Source organism: Deinococcus indicus, assembly GCF_002198095.1.
In the GTDB taxonomy this organism is placed as follows: Bacteria; Deinococcota; Deinococci; order Deinococcales; family Deinococcaceae; genus Deinococcus; species Deinococcus caeni.
Map to the genome: position 1 here is coordinate 229,358 of NZ_NHMK01000010.1, position 22,418 is coordinate 251,775.

Consider the following 22,418-nt stretch of genomic DNA (forward strand, 5'->3'; position numbering starts at 1 on the left):
CTCAAGGGGAGCCAAAGAGAACTTGCCTCCCCTTGAGGGGAGGTGCCCCGCAGGGGCGGAGGGTTTCAGCGGGCAAGAGCAGCCCCTTCACCATCACGGAGGCCATATGAAAGTCACGCGCCGGCAGTACGCCGACCTGTACGGTCCGACGGTGGGGGACCGCGTGCGTCTGGGCGACACGGGCCTGTTGATCGAGGTCGAACAGGACTTCACGACGTACGGTGAGGAGGTGAAGTTCGGCGGCGGGAAGGTCATCCGCGACGGGCTGGGCCAGAGCAGCACGGCCACCCGCGAGGATGCGAACGTGCCGGATCTGGTGATCACGAACGCGCTGATCCTCGACCACTGGGGCGTCGTGAAGGCAGATGTGGGCGTGAAGAACGGACGGATCACGGCCATCGGGAAGGCCGGGAATCCCGGCACGCAGGACGGCGTGACGCGGGGCCTGACCATCGGGGCGAGCACCGAGATCGTGGCGGGCGAGGGACACATCCTCACGGCGGGCGGCGTGGACACGCACATTCACTTCATCGCGCCGCAGCAGTGCTGGACGGCGCTGGAATCCGGCGTGACGACCATGATCGGCGGCGGCACCGGCCCCACGGCCGGCACGTCGGCGACGACCTGCACGCCGGGCGAGTGGCACATTCACCGCATGCTGGAATCCCTGGCGGACCTGCCGCTGAACTTCGGGCTGCTCGGCAAGGGCAACGCCAGCACGCAGTCGCCGCTGGCGGAGCAGATCCGCGCCGGGGCGCTGGGCCTGAAACTGCACGAGGACTGGGGCACCACGCCCGCCGCCATCCACGCCGCGCTGAGCGTCGCCGAGGACTTCGACATCCAGGTCGCAATTCACACCGACACGCTGAACGAGTCGGGATTCGTCGAGGACTCCATCCGGGCGTTCGCGGGGCGCACCATCCATACCTTCCACACCGAGGGCGCCGGGGGCGGGCACGCGCCGGACATCATCAAGGTGGCGGGCCTCCCGAACGTGCTGCCCAGCTCCACCAACCCGACCATGCCGTTCACGGTGAACACCATCCACGAGCACCTCGACATGCTGATGGTCTGCCACCACCTCAGCCCGCGCATTCCCGAGGACGTGTCCTTCGCCGAGAGCCGCATCCGCCCCGAGACGATCGCCGCCGAGGACGTCCTGCATGACCTGGGCGTGTTCAGCATGATGAGCAGCGACTCGCAGGCGATGGGCCGCGTGGGTGAGGTCATCACCCGCACGTGGCAGGCGGCACACAAGATGAAACTCCAGCGCGGCCCGCTGGGCATTCCCGGCCTGGGCGCCGACAACCGCGCGGACAACCTGCGCGCCCGGCGGTACGTCGCCAAGTACACCATCAACCCGGCCGTCGCGCACGGCATCGCGCACGAGGTCGGCAGCATTGAGGTCGGCAAACTCGCCGATCTGGTGCTGTGGAAACCCGCCTTCTTCGGCGCGAAGACCGCGCTTGTTATCAAGGGCGGGTTCGTCGTCGCCGCGCAGATGGGCGATGCGAACGCCAGTATCCCCACGCCGCAACCCGTGTACCCGCGCCCCATGTTCGCCGCGCACGGGGGCGGGCCGGACGCCACCTGCCTGCACTTCGTCTCGCAGGCCAGCCTGGAAGAAGGCAACCTGCCCGACGTCGGCCGCCGCTACAGCGCCGTGCAGCACACCCGCGACATCGGCAAGCGGGACATGATCCTGAATGCCGAGACGCCCGACATCCACGTCAACCCCGAAACCTACGAGGTGCGCGTGAACGGCGAGGTCGTGACGTGCGAACCCCTCGACGAACTGCCGCTCGCCCAGCGGTACTTCCTGTTCTGAGAGGCTGAGATATGCATACCGATGCATTTCCTCCCTGTCCTGTTCATGGGCCGATCCTGCCCGCCGTACCTCACGGATATATCGGTGGGGCGATCCCGCAGAAGTGCAGCACCTGTGAATTGGAGTTCGAGGGCAGTTGCCAGCGGGCCATGTCGCAGTTGGGCCGATTCCTGTCGCTCGACTATGGCCCATGTCGGGTTAACGGCTCTACACAACCAGTGCGATACGAGAATCAGTTTATTACCTCTCGTGTCGATGTGCCGGAAAAATGCACGACCTGCCGTTTTCTGACCTACCTGAGTGTCTATGGTTTCAGGTGTGGTGAGGATGCCGAGATCTGGGGACGACCTCTCAAGACTCTGGATTGGGGCAGTTGGCATCCGGAATTCATCTACGTGGAGCTTCCACAGCCAAAGATCACCACCCGGCCACTTATCGAGCGGCTCTGGCAGCGCGATCTGCTGGGCTTCCTGAAAGAGTACCGACGTGTCAATCCAGATACAGCTCTGAGTGAGGCCAGAGACGATTACGCCCGACTTCTCCAACTCATTACTGAGCAGAATTGACGAACTTCCAAACAATTATTCAGGAGATGCCGACATGACCCGCAAGATGACCGTTCAAAAGTACCGTCTGGGCGAGGAACCCCGTGAGCGTGAGTACTGGCTGACCCGCACGCCGGAGGAGCGCTTCATGGAGGTGTTCCGCCTGCGTGCCATGTGGGGCGCGGCTCAGACACCCATGGTACGTGAGGTGACGAGCGTTCACCGCTTGGGCGAGAAGGGGAAGAAAGGACCGTGAGCCCAAGTGCATGAGGCGTCCATTGCCCTGTCGCTGATCGACGTGGCGTCCGAGGTGCTGCGTGAGAACGGCGCGGCGCGGGCGTCGGCACTGACGGTACGGGTGGGCGCGTGGTCGAGCGTGGTGCCGGAGGCGCTGACGGCGGCTTTTCCGGCCTGCGCGGCGGGGACGCCCTTGGAGGGCGCGCGCCTGAGCGTCGTGACGGTGCCGGGCGTGGGCGAGTGCCCGACCCACGGGCCGGTGACGCTGGACGTGAGACAGGGCCTGCGCTGCCCTGAGTGCGGCGCGCCGACGCCCACGCTGCTGGCGGGTGACGAACTGGAGCTGGACGAGATCGAACTGGCTGAACCTGATCTGGAGGACCTATGACGGCAACGAACCCGCGCATCGTGACGGTGCGGCAGAACATCCTGAAGGCGAACGACCACACGGCAGCCGAGAATCGCGCCACCTTCGCGGCGGCGGGCGTGCGGGCGATCAATCTGGCGAGCAGTCCCGGTGCGGGCAAGACGGCGCTGCTGGAACGCACGCTGCGGGATCTGGCGGGGCAGGTGAGCATGGCGGTCGCGGTGGGGGACCTCGCGACCGAGAACGACGCGGCGCGGCTGCGGCAGCACGGCGCGCAGGCCGAGCAGATCGTCACGGGGACCATCTGCCATCTGGACGCGGCGATGGTGCAGGCGGTGCTGCCGCGTTTCGATCTGGCGGGGCTGGAGGTGCTGTTCCTGGAGAACGTGGGGAATCTGGTGTGCCCCAGTTCGTACGATCTGGGCGAGGCGGCCCGCGCGGTGCTGATCAGCACGACCGAGGGCGAGGACAAGCCGCTGAAGTACCCGACGATGTTCAACACGGCGGACGTCGTGGTGATCACGAAGATGGACCTCGCGGACGCGGTGGGCTTCGACCGGGACCTGTGCCGGGAGAACATTGATCGGGCGCGGCCCGGCGTGCCGGTCATCGAGCTGAGCAGCCGCAGCGGTGTGGGCCTGGACACGTGGTTCGCGTTCGTGCGGGGCGAAGGGGCGTGACCCGTCTGTCCGGGCTGCGCCGCCCGGTCCTGGGCACGGTCACGGCGGCAGGCGAGGTGGCGGGCGATGTGGTCCGCGTCCCCATGACGGCCGCCGATCGCCGCCGGGTGCGCCGCCGCCTGCGCGCCCCGGACGGCGTGGAGCTGCTGCTGGCGCTGCCGACCGGGACGGTCCTCACGCCGGGCACGCCGCTGGAGGTGCGGGGCGGCGTGACTTACGTCGTGGCCGCCGCCCCAGAGGACGTGGCAGTCGTCACGCCGCGCACGCTGGCTGAGGCGGCGGCGCTGGGGCACGCGGTGGGCAACCTGCACCGTGACCTCGTGCCGGACGGGGGGGCGTTCCTGGCACTGTGGGACGCGCCGCTGGAGCTGCTGCTGACGCGGCTGGGCGTGCCGTTCACGCGCGAGGAGCGGGCGTTTCATGGTCGCCCGTCCTGGGAGCACGAGTCGTGACACTGCTGCGCCTGCTGCAACTGTCGGATTCGGCGTTCCCCACCGGGGCGTATGCGTTCAGTGACGGGCTGGAGACGCTGACGACGCGCGGCGAGGTCCACACGCCCGGCGACCTGACGGCGTTCCTGGCGGGGCAGCTGACGCACGGGTGGGGCGCCCAGGACGCGCCTGCCTGTGCGCTGGCATGGGGCGCCGATCCCGCCACGCTGGCGGAACTGGACGAGCTACTGGACGACCTGAAGCTCGTGCCGGGGCCGCGCGCGGCGAGCACGCGGGTCGGGGCGAACCTGCGCCGCGCCGCCACGCACCTCTGGCCGGACGTCGTGGGCGACCTGCCCGCCACCCGGCACCACGCCACCACCTTCGCCCTGCTGGGGCACGCGCTCGGTGCCCCGCGCGCGGACACCGTCACGGCGTTCGTGAGCGGCTGGCTGCTGGGCCGCGCCACCTCCGCCACGCGCCTGATGAAACTCGGTGGGCTGGACGCCCAGCGCTGCGCCGCCCACTGCGGACACGCCGCGCAGGCCTGCGTCCACGCGGCCCTGCACGCCACGCCGGATGACCTCTGCACCTTTACCCCGCACCTGGACGTCGCCGCCAGTGAGCAGCCCGGCCTGAACGCGCGGCTGTTCCAGACCTGAATCCAAGGAGACACCATGACCCATCCCAATCCTTCCTCTCCCCTGCGGATCGGCGTGGGCGGCCCGGTTGGCAGCGGCAAGACGGCGCTACTGGAGGCGCTGTGCCGCGCGCTGCGGGACCGCTACGAGCTGGCCGTCATCACGAACGACATCTACACCTTCGAGGACCAGCGGATCCTGACGGCGGCGGCCGCGCTGCCCGCCGACCGCATCCGGGGCGTGCAGACGGGCGGCTGCCCGCACACCGCAATCCGCGAGGACACCTCGCTGAATCAGGAGGCGGCCGAGGCGCTGACCGCCGGGTACCCGGGCCTGGAGCTGCTGTTCATCGAGTCGGGCGGGGACAACCTCGCATCCAGCTTCTCGCCGGAGCTGGTGGACGCGTGGATGTTCGTGCTGGACGTGTCCGGCGGCGAGAAGGTGCCGCGCAAGGGCGGGCCCGGTGTCCGTGCGAGCGACCTGCTGGTGATCAACAAGACGGACCTCGCGCCGCTGGTCGGGGCGGACCTGCGCGTGATGGACGCCGACGCGCGGGCCGGGCGCACGGTGGGAGGCGAGGTGCGGCCCTTCGTGTTCACGAACCTGAAAAGCGGTGAGGGGCTGGCGGACGTGATCGCGTGGATCGAGCATGACCTGCTGTTCCGGGACGTGCCGCCGCCCCGGCTGGGCTGGCAGGGAGCGTCCCCCTGAGCCTGCTCGCCCGCACCCGCACCGGTGTCCTGCACCTGCACTTCGGCGTGCGGGGCGGGCGCACCGCGCTGCTGCGCGACACGCAGAAGGCGCCGTTGATGGTCATCCGGCCCTTCGAGCTGCCGTGCGGGACGCTGATGGTCTTCATCGTGAACCCGACCGGAGGCGTGCTGGGCGGCGATCACGCCGAGATCCGCGTGACGGTGGAGGGCGGCGCGCGGGTGCTGATCCTCACGCAGTCCGCCACGCGCGTTCAGCCGTCGCCGGACGGGCGGCCCGCCACGCAGGACATCCGGTTTCAGGTGGCGGCAGGCGCGCGGCTGGAATTCCACCCGGAACGCACGATTCCCTTCGCCGGCAGCGCGTTCGCACAGACCCTGACCGCCGAGTTGGAGAGCGGGGCGCAGTTCGCACTGACCGAGACGCTCGCCTCGGGCCGGGTGCAGACCGGCGAGCGGCTGGCCTTCGCGTCTTACGAGAGTGGCGTGCAGGTCAGTGTCGCGGGGCGGCGGGTGTATCTCGACCGGCAGCGCCTCGTGCCGGGCCCGCTGACCCGCGCGCCAGGCGTGTGGGGCGGGCAGGACTATCAGGCGTCCGGCGTGTTCGTGGGCGGCCCGGTCCCGGTGGATCTGCCGGGAACGCCGGGCGTCCTGGCCTCCGGCGTGTCGGCGGGCGGCGCGGTGTGGCTGCGTGGCGTGGCGGCCAGGGGACCGGACCTGGACCGGGCGTTGCTGGGCGCGCGTGAGTCCCTGCGGCGGCAGTTGTGGAACGCGCCGCCGGTGCAGGTGCGGCGCTGAAGCCCGCGCCCCGTCCGGCTCTCTCCTGCACGTGGCCCTCTCCTGCACGGGGCGCGCTACAGTCCGGTGCGTGACAGCAGGGGCCTGCCGCGCAGCGTCGCCAGGGCCGTGAGGGGGAGGGACGGAATGTTCGATATTCGTCGGTTCGGCGGCGTGATCTACGGAGCGGATTACAACCCGGAGCAGTGGCCGCGTGAAGTCTGGGCCGAGGACGTGCGCCTGATGAGCGAGGCTGGCGTGAATCTGGTGTCGCTGGGCATCTTCTCGTGGGCGCAGCTGGAACGCGCCGAGGGCGACTTCGACTTCGGGTGGCTGGACGAGGTGATGGACCTGCTGCACGCGGGCGGCGTGGACGTGAACCTGGCGACCGCGACGGCCTCGCCGCCCCCGTGGTTCTCGCTGAAGTACCCGGACTCCCGCCCGGTGACGGTGGACGGCGTGCGGCTGGAGGTCGGTGGGCGGCAGGGGTACTGCCCGAGCCACCCGGCGCTGCGGGAGGGCGTGGCCCGCCTGACGCGCGCCGTGGCGACCCGCTACGCCGGGCACCCGGCGCTGAAGCTGTGGCACATCAACAACGAGTACGGCTGCCACATCGACCAGTGTTTCTGCGAGCACTGCGCCCGCCGCTTCCGGGCGTGGCTGGAAGCCCGGTACGTGACCGTCGAGGCGCTGAACGAAGCGTGGGGCACCGCCTTCTGGAGTCAGCGATATACGGACTGGGCCGAGATCCAGCCGCCGCGCCGGGCGCCCACCTACGCCAACCCCACGCAGCAGCTCGACTGGCGGCGCTTTTCCAGCGACAACATCCTGGAACTGCACACCCTGGAGCGCGGCATCCTGACCGAGGTGACGCCGGACGTGCCGGCCACCACGAACTTCCTGGGATTCCTGCCGGGCCTGGATTACTTCCGCTGGGCGCAGGAGGAGGACGTGGTGTCCCTGGACGCCTACCCGGACCCCGGCCTGCCGGACTCGCACCTGGAGGCGGGCATGGTGTTCGACCTGACCCGTTCGCTGGGCGGCGGGAACCGCTGGATCCTGATGGAGCAGGCGACGAGCGCCGTGAACTGGCGCACCCGCAACGCGCCCAAGGCGCCGGGGCAGATGCGGATGCTCAACCACCTCGCGCTGGCGAAGGGAGCGAGCGGGATCATGTTCTTCCAGTGGCGGGCGTCGAAGGCGGGCGCGGAGAAGTTCCACAGCGGCCTCGTGCAGCACGTCGGGCCGCAGCAGTCGCGGGTGTGGCGGGAGGTGACGGACTTCGGCGCGGAACTGCGCGGGCTGACGCCCCTGCTGGACGCCCGCGTGCCCGCGCGGGTCGCGGTGATGTTCGACTGGCATAACTGGTGGGCGCTGAACATCGACAGCAAACCCGGCGTGCTGCCGCTGCTGCCGCTGCTCGGCCGCTGGTACGCCGCGCTGCGCTCGCTTGGACAGAACGTGGATTTCGTCGCGCCGGGCGGCGACCTCGGCGCGTACGACGTGGTCGTCCTGCCGAACCTGTACCTGATGGACGGGGCGACCGGCGCGGACCTGCGGGCCTTCACGCAGCGCGGCGGGCACCTGATCGCCGGGTACTTCACGGGCGTCGTGGACGGCCAGGAACACGTTCACCTGGGCGGGTACGGCGGGCCGCTGCGCGACGTACTGGGCCTGTGGGTCGAGGAATGGGACGTGCTGCTGCACGGGCAGACGAACACCGTCACCATAGGCGATCAGACCGTGACCGTCACCGACTGGTGCGACGTGCTGCACCTGGATGGCGCCGAAGCCGTCGCGACGTACGGGGAACGCTTCTACGCCGGTCAGGCCGCCGTGACCCGCCACGCCACCGGGCAGGGGCAGGCGTGGTACGTGGGCACCGAACTGCCCGCCGATACCCTGCGGAACGTGCTGCGCGGCGTGCTGGACGGTGCGGGCGTGCCGCACACGGACCTGCCGGTCACGCTGGACCTGAGCGTCTCGCAGCTGCCGGACGGTTCGCAGATCCTGCACCTGCTCAGCGCCGACCCGCAGGTCACGCAGCGGGTGCAGGTCCCGGTCGGCGGCCACTTCTTCCCCGCCCGGCCCGGAGGTGACGAGGTCGGCACGCAGGTGGACCTCGCGCCGTTCAGCGTCACCCTGATCCACTACCCCGGCCCGGTGGACGTGAGCGGCGTGAAGGTCGGCGGCGCGGCAGCGACCCGCGTGCCCCCCGGCGCCTGACCGGGAATCTGCCCGGCACGCGGCCCGCTCCGGAGTGGGCCGCGTACGTCAGCCGCCGATGTTCACGGTGGGCGCCCCGGCGCTGATGACCCCGCCGTGCGCGGTGCTGTCGCCCACGCGGGCGGCGGGGCGGCCGTTGATGAATACGGTGGCGCTGCCGCGCACGATGGAGTCCGGCGGCCCCTGGCACACGCATGTGTCCCCGGCGCGGGCGGCGGGTTGCCGGCCGATCAGGACGTTGGGACTGCCGGCCGCGACAGGCCCGCCGACGTGCGGGGTCCAGCCGCTATACAGCGGGCAGGTGTGATGGTCTCCGGAACGGGCGGCCTGCGGCATGACCGTACTGTACGGCAGGGCGGGGTATGCCGGAAGCGCACATCGGCGACCTGCGTGGTGGCCCGGCCCGGCAGGATTCGGAGAGCGTTGAGACGGACGGTTCGACACGCCTTCGAGGGTGGGTTCGGGGGGGGTTGTGAGACAGCCTACACTGTCTGCCACCGTTATTAGAGTAAACACTCAGGTATGGCCAGACCCCGTTCCATCACCGATGAACAGATTGTCGAGGCCGCGCACGAGGTGTTCCTGGAGCAGGGATTCTCGGCCACCACCGCTGCCGTCGCGCGGCGGGCGGGGGTCTCGGAAGGCACGCTGTTCAACCGTTTCCAGTCCAAGGAAGACCTGTTCGTCGCGGCCATCGGCCTCAGAAACTACGGCCAGTGGCGCTCGCAGCTGCTGGCCAGCGTCGGGCAGGGCGAGGTTCACCGCAACCTGGAACGCGCCCTGATGTCCCTGTTGCAGGAGGCCACGCTGCTGCTGCCGAAGCTGATGGTCATGTTCTCGCGCGGGCACGACCCCAGTCACAACCCGCTGTTGCAGCGGCTGGACGACCCGGTGCGTTCGGACGCGGACACGCTGGCCGGGTACCTCCAGGCCGAGGCGCAGCTGGGACGGGTGCGTCCGATGGACGCCGCCGTGACCTCGCTGGCCCTGATGGGCGCCGTCACTCACTACATCCACCGGGAGCAGATGCTGCCCGCGCTGGGGCGGGAGGTCGTCGATCCGGCGCGCTTCGTGCGTGGCCTGCTGGACGTCATGTGGCCCGGCCTGGAGCCCTGAAGTGACGGGTGACGGGTTTGTAAGTAAGTGTTCACTTTTTAATCTGCCGGTCCGGGTGCGGGGTCCGACGAATGGGTGACGTACCGATCACCGCGCCCGCCTACCGTGATCATGCGCCCTCCTGTCCCGCCCGCATGTAGCCGGGCTTCCCCGCCGTCCCCCTCCGCCCCCGAGTTCCCCGAGGTTCCCCCAATGCCCCAGTCCAAGTTTCCACCGCCCCAGCCGGCCGGTCGCCTGCGCCGCCGGACGCTGCTGCTGGGCCTCAGCCTACTCGCGGCGGCCCAGGCGCAGCAGACTCCCACCACGCCCGCGCCACTGGCGACCCCTGCCTCTCCCCTGCCGGCCGCCTCTCCCCTGTCCGCCGTCACGGTCGCTCCGGAATTCGCGGAGTTGCTGGCGGCGCTGCGCCGCTCGCCCGACTGGCGGGCCGCCGACCTGAAGTTCCGTTCTGCGCAGCTGACGCTCGACAGCGCCCGCACCCGCGCGGGCCTGAACCTGACCGCCGGCGCGGACGCCTCGCTGACACGCTTTCCCTGGGAGGGCGGCAGCTGGACCGGCGCGACCACCCTGACCGTCACGGCCGGCCTGAGTGTCCTGCCCTGGTCGGCGGCGCTTGAGGGTGTGCGCGGCGCGCAGCGCGCCCTGGACAGCGCCGCCGTGGAACTGCGCGCGACCCGCGCCGCCCTGACCCTCCAGGCCGCGCAGGCGTACGAGACGGCCCGCAGCGCCGCCGCCGCCCAGGAACTGGCCGACGCGCAACTGGCGCTCGCGACCCGGCAACTGGAAGTGGCGCAGGCGCAGCGCACCCAGGGCCTCCTGCCGGCCGAGGCGGTCCTGGGCCAGCAGGCCGCGCTGGAAAATGCGCGGGCCGCGCAGGGACGCGCGGGCCGCGCCGCCGCGCAGGCCACCCGCGCCCTGACCCGCCTGCTGGGCCAGCCGGTCACGCTGCCCGCGCAGGCCGCCGGGTTCGCGCCGCCGCCGCAGGTGACGGTCACGGACGACCTGAGCATCCTGATCGCCCGCGCGCAGCAGCGTCGGCCCGAGGTGGCCCGCGCCCGCGCCGGCCTGGGGGACGCCCAGGCCGGCCTGAGCGCCGCGCAGCTCGACGCGCGCCTGCCGGACCTGACGGCCGGTGTCCGCGCCGGGCAGCTGGTGGACGCGCAGGGCAACGCGGGGCGCACCGTGAGCGGCAGCCTGAACCTGAAGGCTGGAACGCTGGGCGCGCAGGTCAGCCTGCCGCTGCGCGACACCTCGGCCGCTCCGAACGGCGTGGCGCTGTCCCTGAGCGCCTCGCTGCCGCTGCTGGGCAGCGGGCGCGGGCTGGCCGTCACGCAGGCGGAACTCGGCGCCGCGCAGGCGCAACTGGCGCTGGACAGCGCGCTGCAGAGCGTGGAACTCGACGTGCGTTCCCGGTTCGACACCTGGACGGACGAGCGGGCCGCCCTGAACGCCGCCCGACTGAACGACGAGCAGGCCCGCACCGCGCTGGGCAGCGCCCGCGCCCGCCTGGACGCCGGGCTGATCACCACCCTCGACCTGCAACAGGCGGAACTGACCGTCCGGCAGAGCGCCCTGAACCTGACCGCGCAGCAGAACGCCGCCGCGCTGGCCGCCCTGGCCCTCGCGCAGGCCACCACCGACCTCGACCCGCTGCTCGCCACCGGAGGACCCCGATGAACCGTACCCTGATCCACCTGACCGCCCTGATGCTGGCCGTGACCGGCCTCGCCTCCGCCCAGACCGGCCGCCTGACCCTGCAGGGCGCCGTGACCCGCGCGCTCGAGAGCGGCGCGGACGTCACGACCGCCCGCGCGAACCTGCAGAAGGCGCAGGCAAACCTGCGCGCCGTGCGGGCCGACCCGACCACGCCCGTCACCACCCTCACGCAGGCCGAGCAGGACGTCGCCGGGCAGGCCGCCACGCTGGCCGCCACGAAGCTGGCCACCGCGCAGACCGTGATCACGCAGTACCTGGGCGCCTCCGATACCGCGGAGCGCCTGAGCGTGGCGGCCGCGCAGGTCGCGCTGAGCGAACGGCAGCTGAAGATCGCGCAGGCCCGCCTGGCCGCGCGGGTCGCCACGACGCTGGACGTCAGCCGCGCCCAGAACGCCCTGAACGGCGACCGTCAGGACCTCCAGAGTGCCCGCGAGCAGCTGCCGGTCCTGGAAGCGCAGCTGGCCCGCAGCCTGAACCTGCCGGCCGGCACGGACCTGACCCTGAGCGCCCCGCCCGCGCCGCCCAAGCTGAGCGTGACGCTCGCGGCGTTGCAGGCCGGACTGGACAAACGCCTCCCGGCGCTGGTGCAGGCGGCGAACGGCTCGGTCTTCGCGGCGTTGCAGGTGAAACTCGCGGACAACGACTACACGCCCGCCCGCACGCTGGAGGACGCGCGCGTCTCGGCGCAGAACGCGCAGCGCAGCCTGGACGACGCCACCCGCAGCGCCGCCACGCAGGTCCGCGACGCCTACCGCACCGTGCAGGACGCCCAGGAGCGCGTCGCGCTGGCCCGTGAGAGCCTCGCGAACACCCAGACCAGCCTGACGCAGGCGCAGGCGCGCCTGAAGGCCGGCACGGCCGCCGCCGTGGACGTGCAGCAGGCGCAGGTGCAGGCGCAGCAGGCAGCGCTGAACGTCACGCAGGCGAGCGGCAACGTCTGGAAGGCCCTCGCCGCGCTCGGCAGCGCCGCCGGGCTGGACGTCACGGGACTGGTGAAGTGACCGTGACCCGTTCCATGACCGTCCGGCCGTCCCTCCGCCTGCGGCAGCTGGGAGCCGCCGCGCTGCTCAGCGCCGCCCTGGCCGCCTGCGCCGCGCCGGGCGCCGCCGAGGGCGAGAAGGCCACCGGGAACAACCTGGACGCCGCGCCTGCCAAGACCACCATCCTGGACGTCGCGACCGTCCGGGCCACCACCGGCACCCTCAGCGTGCAGCGCAGCGCGTCCGCGACCATCGAAGCGCAGCGCGACAGTCAGGTCGCCGCGCAGAGCGGCGGGAACGTCCGCACCGTCCTGGTTCGTGAGGGAGACCGGGTCGCGCGGGGCGACGTGCTCGTGCAGCTCGACGATACGGCGCAGCGGCAGGCGCTTCAGAACGCGCAGTTGCAGGTGCAGCAGGCCCGCATCACCCTCGACCAGACCCGCACGTCGGCCGGGCAGGCCACCGGCGCGCTGCAGGCCGCCGTCACGTCCGCGCAGGCGTCGCTGGCGCAGGCGCAGAGCGCCGCCCAGAGTGCGGAGACGCTGTACGGGCTGGGCGGCGTGAGCCTCGCGGACCTGCAGGCGGCCCGCGCGCAGCTGGCGCAGGCGCAGAGCGCGCTGGCACAGGCCCGCAACAACCTCGCGCAGAACGGCCGCAGCGCCGCCAGCAGCGTGCCGCTCCAGCAGGCCAACTTGGAAAGCGCCCAGGCGGGAGTCGCGCAGGCGCAGGAGAATCTTGCCCGGACCGCCGTGCGCGCGCCATTCAGCGGCACGGTCGCCAGCCTGAACGCCGAGGTGGGAGAATTCGTGCAGCAGGGCAGTCCGGTCGCGCGGCTCGTCGATCCGGGCAGCATCCGCGTGAAGTTCAGCGTGCCCAGCGCCGACGCCGCCGCCCTGCGCGACGGTACGGATCTGAACCTCACGTACGGCGGCGTGAACTACGTCGCCACTGTGACCGGCACGCCGGGCATCGCGGGTGACAACCGGCTGGTGCCGGTCACGGCTCGCGTGCAGGGCGGCGGTGACCTCCCGGTGGGCGCGACCGCCCAGGCCCGCTACCGCAACACGCTGGGGCAGGGCGTCCTGATTCCCAGTTCGGCCGTGCAGGTCGGTGGCGGCCAGAACGCGGTGTACGTCGCGAACGGCGGCGTGGCCGAGCGCACGCCCGTCACGGTGATCGCCGAGAGCGGCGGCCAGGTCGCCCTGAACGGCGTCACGGCCGGGCAGCAGGTGATCGTGCCGGTCCCCGCCAGCCTGCAGGACGGCGCGAAGATCCGCGTCAAGGGCGGCGACCAGTGAGCACGCACGACCCGGAAGACTTCCTCTCGAAACCCGGCGCGACCCTGCCGGACGGCACGCCGGAACCGCCGGTACATCCGCTGGTGCGCTTCAGCGTCAAGAACTACGTGTTCTCGATCGGCATCTTCGTGATGATCGTACTGGCCGGACTGGTCACCACGCTGCGGCTGGGCGTGGAACTGCTACCGAACTTCGAGGTGCCGATCCTGGCGGTCAGTACCTCCTACCCCGGCGCGAATCCCGATCAGGTGGACCGGGAGGTCAGCCGCCGCGTCGAGGACGCCGTCAGCACCCTGGCCGGCGTGGTGGACATCAACACCACCTCGGTCAGCAACCAGTCGGCGGTCATCATCACCTTCAGTGACGACACCAACATCGACTCGGCCGCGAACTCGGTGTCGCAGGCGGTCGCCGCGATCCGGGGCATCCTGCCCGACGGCAGCGAGGCGCCGGTCGTGCAGAAGTTCGATCCGAACGCCACGCCGATCCTCAGCCTCGCGCTGCTGGGCGGCAGCAACCCCCCGGACGAGGTCACCACCTACGCCGAGGACGTGCTCGTTCCGCGCCTGGAACGCGTCGAGGGCGTGGCGGACGTGACGGTCAGCGGCGGCCCGGAACGGCAGGTGCAGGTGCTGCTCGACCCGGCGCGGCTGCAGTCGTACAACCTCACGCCGGCCCGCGTGACGCAGGCAATCAGCGCCAGCGCCCTGGACCTCCCGGCCGGGACGGTCGAGCGCGGCGGCGTGGAGACGCAGTTCTCGACCCGTAACACGCCCCGCAGCGCGCAGGACGTGGCGCGCATCACGGTGGACGCCAGCACCGGCCTGCAGGTGTCCGACGTCGCCACCGTCCGCGACGGCGCGGTCAGCGCGGCCAGCCTGGCGCGCGTGAACGGTCAGCCGGCGGTGCTGCTTAGCGTCCGTAAGGGCAGCGGCACCAACTCGGTCGCCGTGACTGACAGCGTGCGCGCCGCGATGGAGGCCCAGCGGCTGCCCGCCGGTTACAGCCTGAGTCTGGCGAGCGACACCACCCGCGAGACCCGCGCGACGGTCAGCGACACCTTCAAGGAGTTCCTGATTGCGATCCTGGCGGTGGGCGTGATCTGCCTGCTGTTCCTGGGCCGCCTGAACACCGTGCTGTCGGTGGTGCTGGCCATTCCGATCTCGATCAGCGCCGCGCCGCTGCTGTTCGGACTGCTGGGCTTCACGTTCAACATCATCTCGCTGCTGGCGATCATCGTCGCCATCGGCATCGTCGTGGACGACTCGATCGTGGTGGGTGAGAACGTGCAGCGCTACCGCGACATGGGGTACTCCCCGATCCGCAGCGTGCTGCTGGGCGGCAGTGAGGTCTTCTCGGCCGTGACCGCCGCGAGCCTCGCGCTGCTGGCGGTGCTGATTCCCCTGAGCCTGATGCCGGGCATTCTGGGGCAGTTCTTCAGTCAGTTCGGGCTGGGCATCGCGGCCGCCATCGTGCTGTCGTGGCTGGAGAGTCTGCTGTTCCTGACGGTCCGCATGGCCTACACCCGTGACCCCGAACCCATCGGGTGGGGACAGGTGCCGGCCGTGCTGGGACGCTTCCCGGCCCTGCTGCTGGGCGCGCTGAGCGGTGTGAAGACGCCCGGCGGCCTGCTGTGGCTGGCCCTGGCCGGCGCGCTGGGTTCCGTCGCCCTGTCCCGTACTGGACTCGCCCTGCCGGTCGCCGTGGGAATCGCCGCGCTGCTCGCGCCGGTCGTGCTGGCCGCCGTGCGTTACCTGATCAGCTCGCTGCTGGCGGTGCTGGAGGCCCTCACCGGCACCCTGCACAGCCTGACGAACGGCGCGGTGCAGGGCGTGGCCCGCCGCTACGCCCGCAGCCTCAACGGCACCCTGAACCGTCCCTGGCTGGTTATGCTGATCGCGGGTGCGTTCCTGATCAGCGCGCCGCTGGCCCTGCGCGGCGTGGGGTTCGCCTTCACGCCCAAGACCGACAGCGGCAGCCTGAACGTGTCCGTGACCCTGCCGACCGGCACGGACCTGGACACCACCAACCGCCTCACCCGGCAGGTCGAGGACCTGCTGCTCGCCCGGCCCGAGGTGCGTCTGGTCGAGACGAGTGTCGGTGCCGGCCGCGCCACGGGCGGGAACAACGCCAACGAGAGCGCCCTGGCCGTCACCCTGGTCAGCAAGGAGGAGCGTCCGGGCATCGACGCGCTCATCGAGGAGTTCGGTCAGGAGTTGCAGCCCATCGCGGCCAGTGTGCCCGGCAGCACCGTCAGTGTCGCCACGCAGCAGAACGGACCGGGCGGCAGCGCCGACATCACCCTGGCCCTCACCGCGCCGAATCAGGCGCTGCTGCTGGAACGCAACCGTGAACTGGTGCGTCTGCTGTCGCAGGACCCGAACCTGCGGACCGTGGACAGCAGCCTGAACGCCACCCGCCAGGAGCGGACCTTCCTGCCCGACACCACCAAACTGGCCGGCACTGGCCTGAGCGCCAGCGACGTGGCCCAGGCGCTGCGCACCTACAACGACGGCAGCACCGCCGGCAGCGTCCGCGACGGCGACCGCAGCGTGGATATCGTCGTGCGTCTCGACCCCGCCCTGATTCAGGACGAGCAGAGCCTGCTGTCGCAGACCGTGTTCTCGCCGGGCCTGAACGCCAACGTGCCTCTGTCGCAACTGGGATCGTTCAGCGTGGCGCAGGCCCCGGCCACCCTCAGCCGCCTGAACAAGGCGTACACCGCGACCATCGACCTGAACCTGGTGCCGGGCGGTCCGAACGCCTTCGCGTACCAGGGTGAGATCGTCAAGGCCGCCGAGAAGGCCGGCATCCTGCGCGACGGCGTGACCCTCGGGAACGCCAGTGCCTTCGGCAGCGCCGGACTGACGGGCGACCTCGTGTTCTACGGGCCGGTGCTGATGGTCGTGGCGATCCTGCTGACGTATCTGGTGCTGGGCAGTCAGTTCAACTCGTTCCGCTACCCGATCTATCTGCTGCTGCCCATTCCGCTGGCGGTCGTCGGGGCACTGTGGAGCCTGAGCCTGTTCGGCGTGGACCTGGACGTGATCACGGTGCTGGGCATGGTGATCCTGCTGGGTCTGTCCACCAAGAACTCGATCCTCTATCTGGAGTTCGTGACCGAGCGTGCCCGTACCCTGCCGCTGCGCGAGGCGCTGGTCGAGGCCGCCGAGCTGCGATTCCGGCCGATCCTGATGACCACCCTGACCGTTCTGGTGATCAGCATCCCGCTGATCCTGGGCCAGGGGGACGGCGCCGAGTTCCGCCGGGGCCTCGGGATCGTGATTCTGGGCGGCGTGGTCACCTCGACCCTGCTGACCTTCTACGTGGTGCCCAGTGTGTTCTGGCAGTTCGAGCGCCGCCGGCAGAAGCCGACCCTGGCACCGGTCGCCGGTCCGTCACTATCTGCTGGCGACTGAACACCCTGTCCCATGGCCGGGCCTCCACAGGTGACGTGGTGGCCCGGTTCTGCTGTCGCCAGCGCCGACCGTCAGGGGAAGCGGATCTGCTCGTCACGTGACGAGCAATCCTGATCAGGTGAGGCAGGGTCGTTGCAGTGCGGGAAGGGCGCAAAGGCACCGGGCCGCTTCCCACGCCCCCATCACAGCTGCTCGTCACGTGACGAGCAACTGTGCAGATCAGGAGGGCCGCCCCCGAGCATGAAGCGTTGATGGAGCGTCCCATGGCCCCCAGAGCCCTAGCATGACGCATGCCCATCGCCTTCAGCAATCCAGATGCCACCCGGCTGCCGCCCGGCGAGGGCGCCGGGGCGGACTACCGGTTAGTCGGGTCGCCGCAGCTGCTGAGCGGCTCGGAGGTCATTTTTTTGACTGAACGGGAAGGAAGGGCGTGGCAGCGCCGGAGGCTCAAAGCGCAGCGCAGGGCGCGGCAGGCGCTCGACCAGAACCGTTCGGCCGCGCAGCACGTCGGTCAACCGGATCGGCTGGGAATGAAGGCGAGACTGATGCGGCCGTGCGGAGTGCCCCTGGTGGTGCGCGTCACCCACCTGCACGACCTGCGCCTCCTGACCGGTCCGGCAGGCGGCCCTGTGCCGGAACCCCTCACCGCTGAAGAGGACCGTTGAGGGGGCGGGCGACCGACTACCCCGGCCATTCCTGTCATGCTCAGGGTCGGGCTGGACCGCGCGGAACAGTTCACACCCGCCGCCCGTCGCGCCCACGTCACGCCCTCCGTCGACCGCACCCCCTCAGATGCTCGCCCCTCACGGATCAACTTCTGGAGACACGACGCCCATGCACCCTGACCTGACCACCCTCACCTGGGCGCTTCCCGCCTCCCGGTCGCCCGACCTGACGCTCAGGCTGGACCCGGGCGGCGTGATCCTGAGCACCGAGCCTGCAGCAGCCCAGCTGGCAGGACAGTCCCTGGTGACCGGTCAGAGTTTCACGGAGCTGTTCCCGGCGGCCCGGCACTGGATTCCCGTGGATTGTGCGGCCGGACGACTCCCCGACCGGCCGCCCCGCCCGGTCACGCTGGCGGAAACGCAGTTCATAGGCCACCTGGAGGCGCAGGGCGAAACGCTACACCTGAGGCTCTGGGAGATCGGTCCGGAACCGGTGAACCTGCCAGCTCAACTTCTCGCCGCGCAGCATGCCCTGGCCGCCGCCACGACCGTGGATGAGGTAAGTAGCGCCCTGTTGACCGGCCTGAGCGCCGCCGGTGTTGCCCGCACACGGTTGTTCCTGCCCCATCCGCTGGGGGGCGCCTTGAACATGAATGTGGACACCGCGGCGCTGCAGAACCCTGCCCCGTCCGTCGCGGTGAACGCCGACCATCCCGTGGCCGGCGCGTTCCGCACTGGAGACGCCGTGCGACTGTCGCGCCCGTCGACCCTCGAGTTCCCCCCGTTCCTGGAGGCGCTGCCAGCAACACGAGAGCTGCTCGCTCTGCCCATATGGGACGGCAAGCAGGCGCTGGGCGTCCTCCTGCTCGACCTCACCTCGTCGGCACTGATCACCGACCTGACATGCTGGGCTGGTCTGCACCTGCTTGCCTCATCCGGCGCAGTGGCCCTGACACGCGCACGACTGTTTGAGCGGTTGCGTGCAGCCGGGGAGCGTGCGCACCTGCTGCTCAATACCACCCATGAACTCGTCTGGGAGGCCGACGCCGATTTTCAATCATGCGGCCCTCTGGCTCAGAGGCAAACCCCGATGGAAACATTCCCGGATGACCGGAACGCCCCCGGACTCCTGCGTCATCTGGCCTCAGAGATGCGGTCACGGCACCTGAAACTGAAAGGGACGGAGCAGCAACAGGCCTGCCCTTTCAGCTTCGACCTTCCAGTCACAAGTGAGGACGGCGAGCGCGTGTACCGCCAGGTTCAGGCGGTACCAGTGTACGGGCCGCGAGGCAACCTGCTTTCCTGGGTAGGCACCCTGGCGGACGTCACGGCGCGCCGGCAGATGGAACGCCGTCAGAGCATCATCCAGCAGGTACTCCAACAGTTGGGATCAGCAGCGGAGCCTCAGGAACTGCTGCATGCCGTTCTGCACGCCGCACGCGCTGCCTGCCAGGGACGGGCGGCGCAGGTTGTGCGCTTGGCAGGCCACGATCACACGGTTCATGTGCTGGCGCACCAGACGCAGGACCGCCCAGGCGAACTGCGGGACACTTCCTTCCCTGGAGACGCCGCAACCCTGTGGAACGCGCTCGAGGCTGGCGTGCCCACCTGGATCGCGGCGGACGGCACCCTCTGTCCGGACCACTTTGCACAGAGGGACGGGGCTGCACTTCCGGCACCTGGCAGCATTCTCGCGCTACCGCTGCGCACCGACGCGGGCTTTCACGTGCTGCTGCTGATTGCCGGCGCGGCCGCTCCGCTGTGCCCGGAGGTCCGCGATCACCTGCGGTGGATTCAGCCTTCCCTGGGGCAAGGTGCACAGAGGGCGCTGCTGGCCTGGACGCTGCAACGGCGGGAAGAGCAGGGCCGCCACATCATCAACGCACTGGATGAGGCGCTGGCCCTGTGCACCGAGGACGGCACCATCCGGCAGGCGAACGGCCCGGCCCTGCAACTCGCCGGACTCGAGCAAGTCGAGGATCTACCCAACATCTTCGATCCGGGCTGGCACCTGCACGACCCGGACGGCCGCCGGCTGGAACCCTCGCAGTACCCGGCGTTCACAGCCCTGCAGACCGGGCAGGCGGTCCGGGACGTCCTGGTCCGGCGGCACCTGCCAGGCAGCGTGCAATGGATGTCCATGAACGCCGTGCCCTGGCAGCACGACGACGGGCGGCGCGGCGTGATTGTCTCCGTGAAGGACGTGACCGAACCGCACCTGCTGCGCCAGCAACTGGAACTGCAGGCGCAGCAGGACGAACTGACCGGTCTGCCCAACCGCCGGATGTTCAATCAGGCGGTGCAGGCACTCACCACCCGCCGGGAGGGAGGCGCCGTGCTCCTGCTGGATCTGGACCGCTTCAAGCTGGTCAACGACACGTACGGCCACCACATCGGGGACGCCCTGCTACAGGTCATCGCCCGCCGCCTCCAGCATCAGGTTCAGGACGGGCTGTGCAGCCGCCTCGCCGGAGACGAATTCGGTGTAGTCCTGCCCGGCGTGACGGCGCAGGCCGCGCGTGAACTCGTTTCCCACCTGCTGCCGCTGCTCGAACAGCCGGTCTCACTGCGCGGCGTGACCCTGCACCCGCAGGTCTCCATCGGCCTGTGCGCCACCACCGACCCCGACTGGGAGGCCGACGCGTGGTTCAAGGGGGCCGACCTGGCCCTGCACGACGCCAAGCAGCAGGGCCGCAGCCGCTGGAGCGAGTACACGGACGTCCTTGAGCGGCAGCACGCGCGGCGCGTGGCGATCGAGGAACGATTGCGGCTCACCCTTCAGTCGGGTGGACTGACCGTGGAGTACCAACCCATCGAACGCCAGGGACAACCGGGCTGGCTGGACGTCGAGGCGCTCGCCCGCTGGGAGGACGCCGAACTGGGCTGCGTCTCACCGACCGAATTCATTCCCGTTGCCGAGGAGGCCGGCCTGATGACCCTGCTGGGCGAACAGGTCCTGCGCGCCGCGCTCACCCAGGTGCACGACTGGAGTCAGGTCACCGGGCACCCGGTCCGCGTACACGTGAACGTCAGCGGCGGCGAGATGAAAAACCCGGACTTCGCCCGGCGCGTCTCGCGGATTCTGCGGGAGACCGGCTGCGAGCCGGCGCAGCTGATCACGGAACTCACCGAATCCGAAGCGGTGGGGGACGTGCAACCTGTGTTGCGGCAGCTGAACGCCCTGCAGGCACTGGGCGTCCGGATTGCGCTCGACGATTTCGGGACCGGCCACTCCAGCCTCAGCATGCTCGAGCAGCTGCCGGTCGACTCGGTGAAGATCGACCGGTCGTTCGTGCAGAACGTTGACGCGACCCCGCGCCGCCGCTCCCTGCTGAGCGCCATGCTGCGCATGGGTGAGGAACTGGGCGTGCAGGTGATCGTCGAGGGCGTCGAGACGGCCGTCGAACGGCAGGTGCTCGATACCCTCGGCGTTCAGTTCGTGCAGGGGTATCAGGTGAGCCGACCGGTCCCGGCGACTGGCCTCAGCGCCGGACCGCACGGCCTGACCCTCGCCCCGGTCGCCCGGCCGCTCGCGCGCAACAGCCGGAACGTTTAAGGACTCGGGGCGAATGGATGGGATAAACCATTCGCCCCGAGTCCGGATCATACGGACTCATTGAATGGGCTGCAAAGCCCGTTCCATCCGAGCGGATGCGAGAAGGAGAGACACGGGTTCCGGACGTAGGGCCGGCAATCCGGTGAAGTTCCGGATTGTTGGCGAAACAAACGGCAGTCCGTATCATACAGACTCCGATTAATTAGCCAACAGAGGCCACCAGTGGAAGAGCGTGTGCCGAGTGACCAGATCAGGTTGACCTTCCAACCAGACGCAGCGATCCGAGAGGGCTGCCTCCACCTCCTTGATGCTCTTGAACGCTCTATTCGCAATCGGCACATCCGTCAACTCCCAGAGCCGTTCCGCCGGCTGCAATTCCGGCGAGTACGGCGGCAATGTCACCGTCTGAATCCCCTCAGGATGCCCGTCATCCGGTGGCACATGAAAACCAGCCCCATCCTGAACGACCAACACCCGATGGTCGGCGCCCGCGCCGACCTTCTGCGCAAACGCCGCCATGACGGCCGCATACGCCTGCTTGTTCACCACCGGGATCAACCAGAACAAGCTCTCCCCACTCTCCGGATTGACAAACGCGTACACATACAACCACTCGTATCCAGGCGCAACTGGGCAGGTCAACGGCTGCCCCGTCGGCGCCCACATGGAACGCCGGATCGGTTTGAGCCCGATTCGATGTTCGTCCATGCACCACAGAGAAACACGCGGTACGAGACGCTCCGCCAGGCGGAGCGTCTCGGTCAGGACTTTGTTTTGAACGCTTCCTTTGCGGCCTCATCGCCGCCAACGTGCCGGGGTCAAGGGCGTTGAGGCGTGAAGCCCGCCGCCCGTAGGAATTCATAGGTGCGCCCGAGATGGACGGACATTCCGTACTGCTGCTGAAGCCAGTCTTGAACGTCTTTACCGGACCAGACGATGCCCTGCTCGAAGTCAGCGTGCAGTCGGGCGGCCAGGGTCTGTTGTTGCTCGGCGGTCAGGAGGCGGGGAGCGCCCTGGTTGACGTGACGCGCGTCACGGAGGCCAGCGAGCCCCTGTTCGCGGTAGCGCTTGACCAGTCCGTAGACGGTGACCCGGTTGTACCGGGTCACCTGAAGGATCTCAGGTACGGGGCGTCCTTCTGCGAGGAGGGCGAAGAGTTGGGCTCTGCGGCGTTCGACGGCACAGGTGCTGGCCCGGTAGAGATGCCAGAAGGTGTCAGCGTCATG

The 22,418-nt window shown here is 69.9% G+C and carries 21 protein-coding genes; 17 read left to right on the top strand and 4 right to left on the bottom strand.

Going from position 1 to position 22,418, the window contains the following annotated elements:
- The first annotated feature begins 106 nt into the window (after nt 1–106).
- From ureC to CBQ26_RS08070, 10 genes are all read left to right on the top strand, one after another.
- Nucleotides 107–1,828, top strand: a complete 1,722-nt coding sequence (gene ureC, locus CBQ26_RS08030; RefSeq protein ID WP_088248121.1) for an urease subunit alpha — start codon at nt 107–109, stop codon at nt 1,826–1,828.
- A gap of 11 nt (nt 1,829–1,839) precedes the next feature.
- Nucleotides 1,840–2,394 (top strand): hypothetical protein, encoded by a 555-nt coding sequence (locus CBQ26_RS21275; RefSeq protein WP_143342015.1) that lies wholly within the window; start codon nt 1,840–1,842, stop codon nt 2,392–2,394.
- A 34-nt stretch (nt 2,395–2,428) separates the two neighbouring features.
- The gene (locus CBQ26_RS08035; RefSeq protein ID WP_088248122.1) at nt 2,429–2,629 is read left to right on the top strand and encodes a hypothetical protein; all 201 of its coding nucleotides are present in this window, start codon (nt 2,429–2,431) and stop codon (nt 2,627–2,629) included.
- Nucleotides 2,630–2,635: 6 nt separating this feature from the next.
- Complete coding sequence (locus CBQ26_RS08040) at nt 2,636–2,998, top strand: hydrogenase maturation nickel metallochaperone HypA/HybF (RefSeq protein ID WP_088248123.1); 363 nt, start codon at nt 2,636–2,638, stop codon at nt 2,996–2,998.
- Entirely contained in the window at nt 2,995–3,657 is a 663-nt protein-coding gene (gene hypB, locus CBQ26_RS08045; protein ID WP_088248124.1) for a hydrogenase nickel incorporation protein HypB, read from the top strand. The genes CBQ26_RS08040 and hypB overlap by 4 nt, the downstream gene beginning before the upstream one ends.
- On the top strand, nt 3,654–4,109 hold the full coding sequence (gene ureE / locus CBQ26_RS08050) for an urease accessory protein UreE (protein WP_088248125.1): 456 nt from the start codon (nt 3,654–3,656) through the stop codon (nt 4,107–4,109). Before hypB ends, ureE begins: the two co-directional genes overlap by 4 nt.
- On the top strand, nt 4,106–4,750 hold the full coding sequence (locus CBQ26_RS08055) for an urease accessory protein UreF (protein ID WP_229844208.1): 645 nt from the start codon (nt 4,106–4,108) through the stop codon (nt 4,748–4,750). The genes ureE and CBQ26_RS08055 overlap by 4 nt, the downstream gene beginning before the upstream one ends.
- Nucleotides 4,751–4,765: 15 nt before the next feature.
- Nucleotides 4,766–5,440, top strand: a complete 675-nt coding sequence (gene ureG, locus CBQ26_RS08060; RefSeq protein WP_088248126.1) for an urease accessory protein UreG — start codon at nt 4,766–4,768, stop codon at nt 5,438–5,440.
- Between the two features lie 47 nt (nt 5,441–5,487).
- Nucleotides 5,488–6,237 carry an urease accessory protein UreD gene (locus CBQ26_RS08065; RefSeq protein ID WP_229844207.1) on the top strand — a complete coding sequence of 250 codons (750 nt, stop codon included), beginning with the start codon at nt 5,488–5,490 and terminating at the stop codon, nt 6,235–6,237.
- A gap of 126 nt (nt 6,238–6,363) precedes the next feature.
- Nucleotides 6,364–8,442 (top strand): beta-galactosidase, encoded by a 2,079-nt coding sequence (locus tag CBQ26_RS08070; protein WP_088248128.1) that lies wholly within the window; start codon nt 6,364–6,366, stop codon nt 8,440–8,442.
- A gap of 48 nt (nt 8,443–8,490) precedes the next feature.
- On the opposite strand, the gene CBQ26_RS08075 is transcribed toward CBQ26_RS08070, so the two are convergent.
- On the bottom strand, nt 8,491–8,778 hold the full coding sequence (locus CBQ26_RS08075; RefSeq protein ID WP_088248129.1) for a PAAR domain-containing protein: 288 nt from the start codon (nt 8,776–8,778) through the stop codon (nt 8,491–8,493).
- A 186-nt stretch (nt 8,779–8,964) separates the two neighbouring features.
- Between CBQ26_RS08075 and CBQ26_RS08080 the strand changes: the two genes are divergently transcribed.
- From CBQ26_RS08080 to CBQ26_RS08105, 6 genes are all read left to right on the top strand, one after another.
- Nucleotides 8,965–9,558, top strand: coding sequence for a TetR/AcrR family transcriptional regulator (locus CBQ26_RS08080; protein ID WP_088248130.1), 594 nt, complete (start codon nt 8,965–8,967; stop codon nt 9,556–9,558).
- 192 nt (nt 9,559–9,750) lie between these two features.
- Nucleotides 9,751–11,235, top strand: a complete 1,485-nt coding sequence (locus CBQ26_RS08085) for a TolC family protein (protein ID WP_229844206.1) — start codon at nt 9,751–9,753, stop codon at nt 11,233–11,235.
- Nucleotides 11,232–12,275, top strand: a complete 1,044-nt coding sequence (locus tag CBQ26_RS08090) for a TolC family protein (RefSeq protein WP_088248131.1) — start codon at nt 11,232–11,234, stop codon at nt 12,273–12,275. The genes CBQ26_RS08085 and CBQ26_RS08090 overlap by 4 nt, the downstream gene beginning before the upstream one ends.
- Nucleotides 12,276–12,277: 2 nt before the next feature.
- Nucleotides 12,278–13,552 carry an efflux RND transporter periplasmic adaptor subunit gene (locus CBQ26_RS08095; protein ID WP_229844204.1) on the top strand — a complete coding sequence of 425 codons (1,275 nt, stop codon included), beginning with the start codon at nt 12,278–12,280 and terminating at the stop codon, nt 13,550–13,552.
- Complete coding sequence (locus tag CBQ26_RS08100) at nt 13,549–16,971, top strand: efflux RND transporter permease subunit (RefSeq protein ID WP_088248132.1); 3,423 nt, start codon at nt 13,549–13,551, stop codon at nt 16,969–16,971. Before CBQ26_RS08095 ends, CBQ26_RS08100 begins: the two co-directional genes overlap by 4 nt.
- Nucleotides 16,972–17,261: 290 nt before the next feature.
- Nucleotides 17,262–17,636 carry a hypothetical protein gene (locus CBQ26_RS08105; protein WP_088248133.1) on the top strand — a complete coding sequence of 125 codons (375 nt, stop codon included), beginning with the start codon at nt 17,262–17,264 and terminating at the stop codon, nt 17,634–17,636.
- A gap of 1,156 nt (nt 17,637–18,792) precedes the next feature.
- Here CBQ26_RS08105 and CBQ26_RS21815 read toward each other — a convergent pair.
- Nucleotides 18,793–19,017 (bottom strand): hypothetical protein, encoded by a 225-nt coding sequence (locus tag CBQ26_RS21815; RefSeq protein ID WP_172417986.1) that lies wholly within the window; start codon nt 19,015–19,017, stop codon nt 18,793–18,795.
- A gap of 123 nt (nt 19,018–19,140) precedes the next feature.
- Here CBQ26_RS21815 and CBQ26_RS21820 point away from each other — a divergent pair, with 123 nt between their 5' ends.
- Nucleotides 19,141–21,192 (top strand): putative bifunctional diguanylate cyclase/phosphodiesterase, encoded by a 2,052-nt coding sequence (locus CBQ26_RS21820; RefSeq protein WP_172417987.1) that lies wholly within the window; start codon nt 19,141–19,143, stop codon nt 21,190–21,192.
- 198 nt (nt 21,193–21,390) lie between these two features.
- Here CBQ26_RS21820 and CBQ26_RS08115 read toward each other — a convergent pair whose 3' ends face one another.
- Entirely contained in the window at nt 21,391–21,957 is a 567-nt protein-coding gene (locus CBQ26_RS08115; RefSeq protein WP_143342017.1) for an IS630 family transposase, read from the bottom strand.
- Between the two features lie 53 nt (nt 21,958–22,010).
- On the bottom strand, nt 22,011–22,418 hold a 408-nt coding region (locus tag CBQ26_RS08120; RefSeq protein WP_143342019.1), incomplete at its 5' end, for a helix-turn-helix domain-containing protein.